The following is a 12209-nucleotide window of genomic DNA, read 5'->3' as shown; positions in this document are numbered from 1 at the left end:
ATCGGTTCTCGCCCGACGCCGTGCCGACCGGTTTAGGCGTTAAAGGGGAATGTTCCCGTGCTTGCGCCACGGGTTCTCGAGCTGTTTGTCGCGCAACATCGCCAGACTGCGGCAGATTCGCTTGCGCGTCTCGTGCGGCATGATCACGTCGTCGATGAAGCCGCGCGCCCCGGCCACGAAGGGATTGGCGAACTTGGCCTTGTACTCGGCCTCGCGTTGCGCCAGCTTGGTCGGATCGCCCTTTTCCTCGCGGAAGATGATCTCGACCGCCCCCTTGGGCCCCATGACCGCAATCTCGGCCGACGGCCAGGCGAAGTTCACGTCGCCACGCAGGTGCTTGGACGCCATCACATCGTAAGCGCCGCCGTAGGCTTTGCGGGTGATCACCGTCACCTTGGGCACCGTGCATTCAGCATAGGCATAGAGTAGCTTGGCGCCGTGCTTGATGATGCCGCCGTACTCCTGTGCCGTGCCGGGCATGAAGCCGGGCACATCGACGAAGGTGACGACCGGAATATTGAAGGCGTCGCAGAAGCGAACGAAGCGTGCGGCCTTGGTCGCACTCTTGATGTCCAGGCAGCCGGCCATGACCAGCGGCTGATTGGCGACAAAGCCAACCGGCGATCCGTCCATGCGCCCGAAACCGACCACGATGTTGCGGGCGAAATCCGGCTGAAGCTCGAAGAAATCGCCGTCGTCGACCGTTTTGACGATCAATTCCTTGATGTCATACGGTTTGTTGGGGTTGTCCGGCACCAGCGTATCGAGCGAAGGGTCGATCCGGTCGGCCGGGTCCTGGGCCGGCAGCGTTGGCGGCTTTTCGCGGTTATTGGCCGGCAGGAAGCCGATGAAACGGCGCAGGATCATCAGCGCCTCAACGTCGTTTTCAAAAGCGAGGTCGGCCACGCCCGAAGTGCGCGTGTGGGTCAACGCGCCGCCCAACTCCTCCGACGTCACGTCCTCGTGCGTCACCGTCTTCACCACGTCCGGCCCGGTCACGAACATGTAGGACGAATCCTTGACCATGAAAATGAAGTCGGTCATCGCGGGGCTGTAAACGGCGCCCCCGGCGCACGGCCCCATGATCAGCGAGATCTGCGGCACCACGCCCGAAGCCAGCACGTTGCGCTGGAAGACTTCGGCGTAGCCACCGAGTGAGGCCACGCCTTCCTGAATGCGCGCGCCGCCCGAATCGTTGATGCCGATGATCGGTGCGCCGACCTTGATGGCGTGATCCATCAGCTTGCAGATTTTTTCCGCATGCGCTTCGGAGAGCGAGCCGCCGAACACGGTGAAATCCTGCGAGAAGACGAACATCAGGCGACCGTTGATGGTTCCGTAGCCGGTCACCACGCCGTCGCCAGGAACCGACTGCGCCTCCATCCCGAAATCGGTGCAGCGGTGCTCCTTGAACATGTCCCACTCCTCGAACGAGCCGGAATCGAGGAGCAGTTCGATGCGTTCGCGCGCGCTGAGCTTGCCCTTGGCATGTTGAGCGTCGATGCGTTTCTGGCCGCCGCCGAGGCAGGCCGCCTCGCGCTTTTCCGCCAGTTGCCGGACGATGTCGTGCATAAGGTCCCCCCCTGTTGACGAGGAAGCTATGACTGCCCGCGGATCGGGCAGTTCAACCTTGACTACACCTTCAGATAATTCAGCAGCGTGTGCGCCGCCGCGCCGGGCGTGGCACGCCCTTCCGCGACCGCACGGGTCAGCTCCGGCAAGGCCGCATGGACCTCCGGATGATGTTTGAAGAAGTGATGCAGGCCGGACTCGATCATGCTCCACATCCAGTCCAGCGCTTGCTTGCGGCGCTTGGCCTCGAGCTCGCCGCTCGCGCTCATGACCTGATGATGGCGTTCGATCTCGGCCCAGAATTCGGCCATGCCTTCTTTCTTCAGGGCACTCACGCCGATCACCGGCGGTCGCCAGTTGGGCGAAGTCGGGCGCAGCATGTGCAGCGCCTGTTTCCATTGCGAGCGCGCAACGGCCGCGGCGCGCGGATCGATGTCGCTCTTGTTAATTGCCACGAGGTCGGCGATCTCGACAATACCCTTCTTGATCGCCTGCAGATCGTCGCCGGCGTTCGGCAGCTGGATCAGGACGAACATGTCGACCATGCCAGCAACCGTCGTTTCGCTCTGCCCGACACCGACCGTCTCGACCAAAACAACGTCATAACCCGACGCTTCGCAGGCGAGCATTGCCTCGCGCGTCTTTTCGGCCACACCACCGAGTGAGCCGGCCGACGGGCTTGGCCGGATGAAGGCTTCCTCGCGCTGACAGAGCGACTCCATGCGCGTCTTGTCACCGAGGATGGAGCCGCCGGAAACCGACGACGAGGGGTCGACCGCCAGGACCGCCAGCTTGTGGCCCTGGTCGATCAGGTAATTGCCAAGCGCCTCGATGAAGGTCGATTTGCCGGCCCCGGGCACCCCGGAAATGCCCACCCGGATGGCCCGCCCGGTGTGCGGCAGCAGGGCCGCGAGCACCTGCTGGGCGCGCACCTGATGATCGGCGCGCGTCGACTCGATGAGGGTGATGGTTTTGGCGAGCGAACGCCGCTGGTGGGCGAGCACGCCGTCGACCAGTTGCTGGTCGGCGGCGGCAAGCAGCGCCGGAACGGCGTTCATCTCCATCCGCCCTGCCTCCTTAGGCCTGACGGACCTTGCGGATTTCCTCGAGCACCTTGCGCGCCGAATCCTCGATCCGTGTTCCCGGGCCGAAGACGGCCTTGGCACCGGCGGCGAACAAGGCTTCATAGTCTTGCGCCGGGATGACGCCGCCGGCAAAGACGATGATGTCTTCCGAACCCTGCGCCTTGAGCGCCTGGATCAGCTGCGGCACGAGCGTCTTGTGGCCGGCGGCGAGCGACGAGCAGCCGATGGCATGCACGTCGTTCTCGATGGCCTGGCGCGCGGCTTCTTCCGGTGTCTGGAAGAGCGGGCCGACGTCGATGTCGAAGCCGAGGTCGGCCATCGCCGTAGCGACGACCTTGGCGCCGCGGTCATGACCGTCCTGGCCGAGCTTGGCGATCATCACGCGCGGCCGACGACCTTCTTCCTCGGCAAACTTGGCCACGTCGGCCTTGATCGTTTCCCAGCTGTCGATGCCTTCCACGACCCCTCCATAAACGCCCGAAATGGTCTGGTTGTTGGCGCGGAAGCGGCCGAACACCGTCTCCAGCGCGTCCGAGACTTCGCCCACCGTGGCGCGCAGGCGCATGGCCTTGACCGTCAGGTCGAGCAGGTTGCCTTCCCCCGTCTCGGCGCACTTGGTCAGCGCGGCGAGCGCGGCTTGGACCGCGGCAGCATCGCGCGTGGCGCGGATCTTCTGGATGCGGGCGATCTGCGATTCGCGCACGGCATGGTTGTCGATGTCGAGAATCTCGATCGGGTCTTCCTTGGCCAGCTTGTACTTGTTGACGCCGACGATGACCTTCTTGCCCGAATCGATCTGCGCTTGCGTCTCAGCGGCGCAGGTCTCGACCTTCATCTTGGCCCAGCCCGACTCGACGGCCTTGACCATTCCGCCCATGGCCTCGATTTCCTCGATCAGGGCCCAGGCCTTGTCGGCCATGTCCTGGGTCAGCGCTTCCATCATGTACGAGCCGGCCCACGGGTCGACAACCTTACAGATCTGGCTTTCTTCCTGGATGATGATCTGCGTATTCCGCGCGATGCGGGCCGAGAATTCGGTCGGCAGGGCAATCGCTTCGTCGAGCGCGTTGGTGTGCAGCGACTGCGTGCCCCCGAACACGGCCGCCATCGCTTCCATCGTGGTGCGAATGACGTTGTTGTACGGATCCTGCTCGGTCAGCGACCAGCCCGAGGTCTGGCTGTGCGTGCGCAGCATCATCGACTTCGGCTTCTTGGCGCCGAAGCGAGTCATGATGCGGTGCCACAGGAGACGCGCGGCGCGCATCTTGGCGATCTCGAGGTAGAAGTTCATCCCCACCGCCCAGAAGAACGACAGGCGGCCGGCGAAGTCGTCGACGTCGAGGCCCGAAGCGATCCCGGTGCGCACGTATTCGGCACCGTCGGCCAGCGTAAAGGCCAGTTCGATCGCCTGGTTCGCACCGGCTTCCGAGATGTGGTAGCCGGAGATCGAGATCGAGTTGAACTTCGGCATGTGCTGCGCGGTGTACCCGAAGATGTCAGCGATGATCTTCATCGACGGCTTCGGCGGGTAGATGTAGGTGTTGCGGACCATGAACTCCTTGAGGATGTCGTTCTGGATGGTCCCGGACAGCAGATCCTGCGCCACGCCCTGCTCTTCCGCAGCGACGATGTAGCCGGCGAGCACCGGCAGCACGGCGCCGTTCATGGTCATCGACACCGAGACCTTATCGAGCGGGATGCCGTCAAAGAGGATCTTCATGTCCTCGACCGAGTCGATCGCCACGCCGGCCTTGCCGACGTCGCCGACAACGCGGGGATTGTCGGAGTCATAACCGCGGTGGGTGGCGAGGTCGAACGCCACCGACACGCCCTGACCGCCGGCGGCGAGCGCCTTGCGGTAGAAGGCGTTGGATTCTTCGGCGGTGGAGAAGCCGGCGTACTGGCGGATGGTCCACGGACGCACGGCGTACATGGTGGCTTGCGGGCCGCGGATGTAAGGCGGCAGGCCAGGCAGCGTATCGGTGTGCGGCAAACCGTTCACGTCCTGCTTGGTGTAGAGCGGTTTGACGACGATGCCTTCGGAGGTGATCCAGTTCAGGGCATCGACATTTCCTCCCGGGGCCGACTTGGATGCCGCTTTTTTCCAGTCGTCCAGATTGGAGGAATCGGGCAAAGCAGTGCTGTTCTCGTTGGACATGACAGACCTTTCGGTGGATAAGAATCTGATGGCCGGGGCCCCTGAAACCGGGGAGGAGAACACTGCACGTAAAAGCGCAATTCGGAGTGTGCGGACGTGTGCGCCGACCCGGCTCACGGAGCCGGCCAAGGCCGTTTCAGTGTACTTGAATTATGCCCCTGAAACAATCAGGGATTACCCGCGCGCCATGCCACAGGCCGCATGGAATGGCGCTTCCAGAGCAAGGCCTGGCGTGGTTTCTAGCCGAAGATGCTCCAAAGCATCTTGCCGGCAAGAAAAATCAGGACGCCGGAAAAAATGCGTTTTAACGTCGCAACAGGCAATCGATGCGCCAACCGGGCCCCGAGCGGCGCAGTCAGCATGCTGGCCGGAACCAGCAGAGCAAAGGCCGGCAGATAGACAAAGCCCAGGCTCCACTCAGGCAAGCCAGGATGCCCCCAGCCGTTGAAGACGTAACCGAGCGAACCGCCGACCGCGATCGGAAACCCCACCGCCGCCGAAGTGCCGATCGCCTGCTGCACGCGCACATTGCACCAGGTCAGAAAAGGCACGGTCAGCGAGCCGCCGCCGATCGCCACCAGGGCCGAAACAGCGCCGATGCCGACGCCCACCCCGGCCACCCCGAAGGCGCCGGGCAACTGTCGCGCCGCTTTCGGCTTCAGGTTGAGCGCCATCTGCACGGCGACGACGCAGACGAAGGCGGTAAAAAAAATGGCCAACGGTTTGGCCGGCACCTGAGCGGCGAACAGCGTGCCCACGCCGGTCCCGAGCAAAATGCCCGGCGTAATCTGCGCCACCACCGGCCACATCACCGCGCCGTGCCGGTGGTGTGCCCGCAGGCTGGCAAGCGAGGTGAAAAGAATCACCGCCATGCTCGTACCGAGGGCCATGTGCAAAATCTCGCCCACGGGAAAGCCCGCTTGTGCCGAGAACATCATCACCAGCATGGGAACCATCAGCAGCCCCCCGCCCACCCCGAGCAGACCGGCCAGCACGCCCGTGGCCAGTCCCAGAGCCAGATACAATACGACTGCCGTCACGAATCGCCTCCTTTGCCGCCATTGTACCTGCGATGCTGCCGGCTCCGGGGCGAAGAAACCGTCGCGCAGCGACGCCGTTTTACTGACACGCCCCCGATAAGCCTATAAAATTTCGAGTTTTAAAGCCCCTGAATTCAGAATTCAGAGGCCATCAACGTCGCCAGCCGCACCGCGCCTCTCGCTTCTTTCATTGCCCAACGGAGTCATGCACATGAGTTCTCAAGCTTCCCTGGCCAACGCCATCCGCGTTCTGGCCATCGACGCCATCCAGGCGGCCAACTCGGGCCACCCGGGGGCCCCGATGGGGATGGCCGAAATGGCCGTCGCCCTCTGGCAGCGCCACCTCAAGCACAACCCGGCCGACCCGCTGTGGGCCGACCGCGACCGTTTTGTGCTTTCCAACGGGCACGGCTCGATGCTGCTCTACGCGCTGCTCCACCTGACTGGCTACGACCTGCCGCTCGAAGAACTTAAGCGCTTCCGCCAACTGCACAGCAAGACCCCGGGCCACCCCGAATTCGGCCACACCGCCGGCGTCGAGACGACCACCGGCCCGCTCGGCCAGGGCATCACCAACGCCGTCGGCATGGCACTGGCCGAACAGCTTCTGGCCGCCGAATTCAACCGCGAAGGCTTCCCCATCGTCGACCACTACAGCTACGTCTTCCTCGGCGACGGCTGCATGATGGAAGGCATCTCGCACGAAGCCTGCTCGCTCGCCGGCACCTGGAAGCTCTCCAAGCTGATCGCTTTCTATGACGACAACGGCATTTCTATCGACGGCCACGTCGAAGGCTGGTTCTCTGACGACACGCCCAAGCGCTTCGAAGCCTACGGCTGGAACGTCATCCGCGCCGTCGACGGACACGACGTCGACGCCGTCGACGCCGCGATCCGCGCCGCCAAGGCACAGAATGACAAGCCGACGCTGATCTGCTGCAAGACCGTCATCGGCAAGGGCTCGCCGAACAAGGCCGGCACGCACGATGTGCACGGCGCGCCGCTCGGCAAGGACGAAGTCGCCGCCACGCGCGCCGCGCTGGGCATCACCAGCGGCCCGTTCGAAATCGCCGCCGACGTCTACGCCGGCTGGGACGCCCGCGCCAATGGCGCCGCGCGCCAGGCCGAATGGCAGAAGCTGTTCGACGCCTACCGCGCCGCTCACCCCGAGCTCGCCGCCGAATTCCTGCGTCGCATGGCCGGCGAAGCGCACCCCGAGTTCGCCGCCAAGGCCGACGCCGCGCTCGCCGAGATCCTCGCCAAAGGCGAAACGATCGCCACCCGCAAATCCTCGCAGAACGCTATTCAGGCCCTCGCCCCGGTGATGCCTGAATTCGTCGGCGGCTCGGCCGACCTCGCGCCGTCCAACCTGACCACCTGGAAGGGCTGCCGCAGCATCAGCCACGACGCCCCGCAGGCCGGCCGCAACTACATCCACTACGGCGTGCGTGAATTCGGCATGGCCGCGATCATGAACGGCCTGATCCTGCACGGCGGCTTCCGCCCCTTCGGCGGCACCTTCCTGATGTTCTCGGAATACGCCCGCAACGCCATCCGCATGGCCGCGCTGATGAAGATCAACCCGATCTACGTGTTCACGCACGACTCGGTCGGCGTGGGCGAAGACGGCCCGACGCACCAGCCGATCGAACAGACCGCCACCCTGCGCATGGTCCCCAACCTGGACGTGTGGCGCCCCTGCGACAGCGTCGAAGCCTTCGTCGCCTGGCGTACCGCCATCGAGCACAAGGCCACGCCGACCGCGCTGATCCTCACCCGCCAGAACCTGCCGCATCAAGCGCGCGACGCCGCACAAGTCGCCGCCATCGCCAAGGGCGGCTACGTGCTGAAGGACTGCGCCGGCACACCGCAGGCGGTGATCATCGCCACCGGCTCGGAAGTCGCCCTCGCCGTCGCCGCGCAGGCCAAGCTCGCAGAGCAAGGCGTCGCCGTGCGCGTCGTCTCGCTGCCGTCCTCCTTCGCCTTCGAGCAGCAGGACGCCGCCTACCGCGCCTCGGTGCTGCCGCGCGGCATTCCGCGCGTGGCCGTTGAAGCCGGCGTCACCGGCTACTGGCGCCAATACGTCGGCCTGGAAGGCGCGGTGGTCGGCATCGACCGCTTCGGCGAATGCGGCCCGGCCACGCAGGTCTTCGAGTACCTCGGCATCACCGCCGACAAGGTGGTCGCCGCGGTCAAGGACGTCATCGCCGGCTAAGCCCCACCCACGGCCGGACACCTCTCCGGCCGCAACACAACTCGACACAAGGCCCCCGGCGACGGGGGCCTTTGTCTTTTACACATTCGATTTCTTTTTCAACTTTTTCCGAAAGGACCCCATGAGCAAGAAAAAACTCGCCCTCGTCGGCTGCGGCTTCCTCGGCAACATCGTCGTCGACGCCTGGAACCAAGGCTTGCTGCCGGAGTACGAATTCTGCGCTGCCCTCGACCGCGACCCGCAAACCACGGCCGCGCTTGCCGCAAAAGCAAAGTGCCTGCCCTGCACCACGCTCGCCGAACTGCTCGCACAGACACCGGACTATGTCATCGAGGCCGCCTCGCCGCAGGTCGTGCGCGAGATCACCCTGCCCGCGCTTGAGGCCGGCGCCAACCTCGTCGTGCTCTCGATCGGCGCCTTCGCCGACACCGCATTTCTCGAACAGGCGAGCGCCACGGCGCGGCGCAACGAACGCCGCATCCACCTTGCCTCGGGCGCCATCGGTGGTTTCGACGTCCTGCGTACGACGGCGCTGATGAGCGCCATCGAAGCCAGCATCACCACGGAGAAAGGCCCGGCTTCGCTGCGCAACACCCCGGTGTTTGACGAGAACCTGATGCACGACACGAGCAAAACCGAAGTCTTTGCCGGCAGCGCCAAGGACGCCATCGCGCTGTTCCCGACCAAGGTCAATGTCGCCGTCGCCACGGCCCTGGCCACTGCCGGTGTTGAACAAACCCGGGTGAGCATCAACAGCGTTCCGGGCTTTGCGGGTGACGATCACCGCATCGAAGTGCGTGGCGAAGAGGTGCATGCCATCGTCGACATCTACTCGCGCACCAGCGCCATCGCCGGCTGGAGCATCGTCGCCCTGCTGCGCAACCTCGTCGCCCCGATCGTGTTCTGACGACAGCGTAACGACCACCTGCCCAGCAGCAGGTGGCGCGCTGAAGATCTGAAAACGAAAAAGGCCTGCGCATCGCACAGGCCTTTCTCTAATATTCGGTGGTAGGGCGTGTAGGGATCGAACCTACGACAAACGGATTAAGAGTCCGCTGCTCTACCAACTGAGCTAACGCCCCACGAAATTGTGGTCGGTAGTCTATCACACCGACCGGGTGTCCTGGTAGGTCGGGGGAGATTCGAACTCCCGACCAACGGATTAAAAGTCCGCTGCTCTACCGACTGAGCTACCGACCCAAAACAAGAGGGCCGGATTTTAAAGGGCGCAGAACAGTCTGTCAACACAGATACTCAATCTCGCGCTCTCTTCATCACAAGACACCGAACGGACAATGTCATTAAAATACAAATCACATTTAAAACCAGCGCTTACTCCTTGACTCAGCTTGATTTTTTCACTTATATTCCGCGCCATGATCAATGAACTCCAAGCGCTCGAGAACAAGGTTGCTCAGGTCGTCAGCCTGTGCCATTCGCTGCGCGCCGAAAACGACCGACTGAAAGTGGCGCTCGCCGAGTCGGAAAGCGACCGCCAGGACTATGCCGAGCGCATCGAGGCCGCGCGCCATCGCCTCGAGGAACTTGCCCGCCAGCTCCCCCAATCGCCCGACGGGGCCTGATCTAGCATGTCTTCGCCCAACTATCTCGACATTTCCCTGCTAGGCAAGGAATACCGCGTCGCCTGCCCGCCGGAAGAACACGACGCCCTGCTCACCGCCGTCGGCTACGTCGACGCCAAGATGCGCGACATTGCCGACCGAACCAAGAGCAGCATCCCTGAACGCATCGCCGTGATGGCGGCGCTCAACATCGCACACGAGTTGCTCAGCCGCGACAACGAGAGGCCCGAGCAACCGACCAGTGGGTCAGAAACAGCACTGGACATTGACGAGACCTTGCGTAGAATTTCAGACATGGAAGCGCAACTCGATACAGCTCTCGCCCCCGCGCAGAAACTGTACTAATTGCCGGCTTCCGCCGATGATCCCTGCGGTGTTCGTCAAGGCCTTAGATTCCTTGAACCAATGCAAATTGGCATCGGTCGCCTACCATCGACGCCGTTGTTGTGCCGGCCCCTCGTCGGGTTAGCCTGATACGGAAGGAAAGCGACCATTCTGGACCCCGGTTCAGGATGCCGGCCTAACGGCACTCGCGGGGTTCTTACTCGACGGCGCGGATTTTTCCGCGCCGTTTCCTTTTGGGCTCGCCCTCCGATTACGGAACTCCGGCGCGCTCCGCAGCACCAACGAAAGTCCATTCACGATGCCGACTTCGTTTTCATGCTGCCCTTCGACAACCGCCTGCTGCGCGAACTGCCCGGTGAAGCTTTCGCCCTGAACCAAGCCCGTGCCGTCCACGGGGCCTTGTGGTCGCCCGTCGCACCGACACCAGTCGCGGCTCCCCGGCTGCTCAGCCACTCGCCCGAGACGGCGCGGCTGTTGGGCCTTGAAGGCGATGAATGGCGCCAGGACTGGCTCGCCGCACTGGCCGGAAACGCCCTCCTGCCCGGCATGCAAACTTACGCCACCAACTACGGCGGCCACCAGTTCGGCAGCTGGGCCGGGCAACTGGGCGACGGCCGCGCGATTTTTCTCGGTGAAACGGTGAATGCGGCCGGGCAACGTTACGAAATCCAACTCAAGGGCGCTGGGGTTACGCCTTATTCCCGGCGCGGCGACGGCCGCGCTGTTCTTCGTTCTTCGCTGCGTGAATTTCTCTGCAGCGAGGCCATGCACCACCTCGGCATCCCGACCACGCGCGCACTGGCCTTGGTCGCCAGCGGCGAGACGGTGGTGCGCGACATGTTCTACGACGGCCATCCGCAGGCCGAACCGGGCGCCATCGTCTGCCGCGTCGCCCCGTCTTTCCTGCGCTTCGGGCACTTCGAGCTGCCGGCTGCGCGGGGCGACGACGCCTTGCTGCAAAGGCTGATCGACTTTGCCATCGCGCGCGACTTCCCGCATGTCGACGCCGCCCCCGAGGCCGCTGGCGACGAGCGCCTGCCGCACTGGTTCGCCGAGATCGCCCGGCGCACGGCCGAAATGGTCGTGCACTGGATGCGGGTCGGCTTTGTGCACGGGGTAATGAACACCGACAACATGTCGATCCTCGGCCTGAGCATTGATTACGGCCCTTACGGCTGGATCGAGGAATTCGACCCCGCCTGGACGCCCAACACCACCGACGCACAGGGACGCCGCTACTGCTTTGCCCGCCAGCCCGAGATCGCGCGCTGGAACCTCGAGCGTTTGGCCGATGCGTTGAGCCTGGTGGCACCGCAACCGGCCCGACTGCAGGATGGCCTCGACGCCTACGATGCAACGTACGCCACCGCATTCCGCCGCAGCTTTGCCGCCAAATTCGGATTCTCCGCCTGGCAGGAAGGTGACGAGACGCTGGTCGAGGACGCCTTCGCGCTACTCCAGCGCGGCGCCCTGGACATGAGCCTCTTCTTCCGGCAACTGGGCGAGCTCACTTCGGAAACAATATCGCACCAGACCGCGCACCAAACATTGGCCGAAGCCAGCTATCGCCCGGACGCCTGGCAGGCACAGACGGCAGCCTGGGACAACTGGCACCTGCGCTGGCACCAGCGCCTGCGCGCCGATGGTCGCCCGGACGCCTTGCGCCAGACGGCGATGCACGCCGTCAATCCGCGCTTTATCCCGCGCAACTACCTCGCCCAACAGGCGATCGACGCCGCCGAGGGCGGCGATCTCGCCCCACTCCACGACCTGCTCGACACCCTGCGCCGCCCCTACGACGAACAGCCGCAACGCGCCGCCCACGCTGCCAAGCGGCCCGACTGGGCCCGCCACAAGGCGGGCTGTTCGATGCTCTCGTGCAGCTCGTAGCCCCGGCAGGAGATGCGTAGAATAGGGGCATTCGCCCCACTCAGGAGACGCCATGCCCACCGCCCCCATCACCCCGGACCTGTGCGCCGAACTCAATGCCCTGTTGCGCTTCGATCCGGACGACGCCCAGCACGGGCTCAAGGTGCACACCACCGCCGCACCGGAACTGATCGCCGCCATGCGCCGCCTGCACGCGCGCGGCTTGATCGACCAGCCCGACGGTGGCTACCTGACGCCACTGGGCCGCGAAGCCGCGGCGCATGCGCGCGACCTGCTCGGCTTGCTGACCACCGGCGAGGCCGCCGCAGTCAGCGCTTGACG

At 64.3% G+C, this 12209-nt stretch carries 10 protein-coding genes, 2 tRNA genes and 1 other RNA gene; 7 read left to right on the top strand and 6 right to left on the bottom strand.

The genetic code is table 11. The features are described 5' to 3' along the window. Positions 1-39: 39 nt before the first annotated feature. The 4 genes from QMB55_RS10790 to QMB55_RS10775 all read right to left on the bottom strand — a co-directional run bounded on the left by QMB55_RS10790 (position 40) and on the right by QMB55_RS10775 (position 5855). Entirely contained in the window at positions 40-1572 is a 1533-nt protein-coding gene (locus QMB55_RS10790; RefSeq protein ID WP_497588709.1) for an acyl-CoA carboxylase subunit beta, read from the bottom strand. 62 nt (positions 1573-1634) lie between these two features. Then, a complete protein-coding gene (gene meaB, locus QMB55_RS10785; RefSeq protein ID WP_497588708.1) occupies positions 1635-2636 on the bottom strand; it encodes a methylmalonyl Co-A mutase-associated GTPase MeaB in 1002 nt (333 codons plus the stop codon). 13 nt (positions 2637-2649) lie between these two features. Then, positions 2650-4815: a methylmalonyl-CoA mutase gene (gene scpA / locus QMB55_RS10780; RefSeq protein ID WP_497588707.1), complete on the bottom strand. Its 2166-nt coding sequence runs from the start codon at positions 4813-4815 to the stop codon at positions 2650-2652. 239 nt (positions 4816-5054) lie between these two features. Further along, positions 5055-5855, bottom strand: coding sequence for a sulfite exporter TauE/SafE family protein (locus QMB55_RS10775; protein WP_497588706.1), 801 nt, complete (start codon positions 5853-5855; stop codon positions 5055-5057). Positions 5856-6066: 211 nt separating this feature from the next. On the opposite strand from QMB55_RS10775, the gene tkt reads away from it, so the two are divergent. Both tkt and QMB55_RS10765 read left to right on the top strand, forming a co-directional pair. Beyond that, complete coding sequence (gene tkt / locus QMB55_RS10770; protein ID WP_497588705.1) at positions 6067-8070, top strand: transketolase; 2004 nt, start codon at positions 6067-6069, stop codon at positions 8068-8070. 121 nt (positions 8071-8191) lie between these two features. Then, positions 8192-8977: an aspartate dehydrogenase domain-containing protein gene (locus tag QMB55_RS10765; protein WP_497588704.1), complete on the top strand. Its 786-nt coding sequence runs from the start codon at positions 8192-8194 to the stop codon at positions 8975-8977. A gap of 99 nt (positions 8978-9076) precedes the next feature. Here the strand turns inward: QMB55_RS10765 and QMB55_RS10760 are convergent. After that, positions 9077-9152, bottom strand: a tRNA-Lys gene (locus QMB55_RS10760). A 42-nt stretch (positions 9153-9194) separates the two neighbouring features. Continuing rightward, a tRNA-Lys gene (locus QMB55_RS10755) sits at positions 9195-9270 on the bottom strand. Between the two features lie 176 nt (positions 9271-9446). On the opposite strand from QMB55_RS10755, the gene QMB55_RS10750 reads away from it, so the two are divergent. The 5 genes from QMB55_RS10750 (at position 9447) to QMB55_RS10730 (ending at position 12207) form a co-directional block, all read left to right on the top strand. Further along, positions 9447-9653, top strand: a complete 207-nt coding sequence (locus QMB55_RS10750; RefSeq protein ID WP_497588703.1) for a hypothetical protein — start codon at positions 9447-9449, stop codon at positions 9651-9653. A 6-nt stretch (positions 9654-9659) separates the two neighbouring features. Beyond that, positions 9660-9998, top strand: a complete 339-nt coding sequence (locus QMB55_RS10745; protein WP_497588702.1) for a cell division protein ZapA — start codon at positions 9660-9662, stop codon at positions 9996-9998. 17 nt (positions 9999-10015) lie between these two features. Next, positions 10016-10196: non-coding RNA, 6S RNA (ssrS, locus tag QMB55_RS10740), on the top strand. A gap of 117 nt (positions 10197-10313) precedes the next feature. Further along, entirely contained in the window at positions 10314-11888 is a 1575-nt protein-coding gene (locus tag QMB55_RS10735; protein ID WP_497588701.1) for a protein adenylyltransferase SelO, read from the top strand. Positions 11889-11940: 52 nt separating this feature from the next. Further along, entirely contained in the window at positions 11941-12207 is a 267-nt protein-coding gene (locus tag QMB55_RS10730) for a TIGR02647 family protein (RefSeq protein WP_497588700.1), read from the top strand. The last annotated feature ends 2 nt before the right edge of the window (positions 12208-12209 follow it).

Source organism: Propionivibrio sp. (genome assembly GCF_041441355.1).
Lineage (GTDB): Bacteria > Pseudomonadota > Gammaproteobacteria > Burkholderiales > Rhodocyclaceae > Propionivibrio.
Note: the sequence above shows the minus strand (reverse complement) of the source record. Positions and strands in the feature narration are given on the sequence as shown.

What these genes read in the sequence shown, in the direction of transcription:
- QMB55_RS10790 (WP_497588709.1), bottom strand. Translation starts at nt 1,572, where the DNA reads ATGCACGACATCGTCCGGCAACTGGCGGAAAAGCGCGAGGCGGCCTGC.
- meaB (WP_497588708.1), bottom strand. Translation starts at nt 2,636, where the DNA reads ATGGAGATGAACGCCGTTCCGGCGCTGCTTGCCGCCGCCGACCAGCAA.
- scpA (WP_497588707.1), bottom strand. Translation starts at nt 4,815, where the DNA reads ATGTCCAACGAGAACAGCACTGCTTTGCCCGATTCCTCCAATCTGGAC.
- tkt (WP_497588705.1), top strand. Translation starts at nt 6,067, where the DNA reads ATGAGTTCTCAAGCTTCCCTGGCCAACGCCATCCGCGTTCTGGCCATC.
- QMB55_RS10765 (WP_497588704.1), top strand. Translation starts at nt 8,192, where the DNA reads ATGAGCAAGAAAAAACTCGCCCTCGTCGGCTGCGGCTTCCTCGGCAAC.
- QMB55_RS10750 (WP_497588703.1), top strand. Translation starts at nt 9,447, where the DNA reads ATGATCAATGAACTCCAAGCGCTCGAGAACAAGGTTGCTCAGGTCGTC.
- QMB55_RS10745 (WP_497588702.1), top strand. Translation starts at nt 9,660, where the DNA reads ATGTCTTCGCCCAACTATCTCGACATTTCCCTGCTAGGCAAGGAATAC.
- QMB55_RS10735 (WP_497588701.1), top strand. Translation starts at nt 10,314, where the DNA reads ATGCTGCCCTTCGACAACCGCCTGCTGCGCGAACTGCCCGGTGAAGCT.
- QMB55_RS10730 (WP_497588700.1), top strand. Translation starts at nt 11,941, where the DNA reads ATGCCCACCGCCCCCATCACCCCGGACCTGTGCGCCGAACTCAATGCC.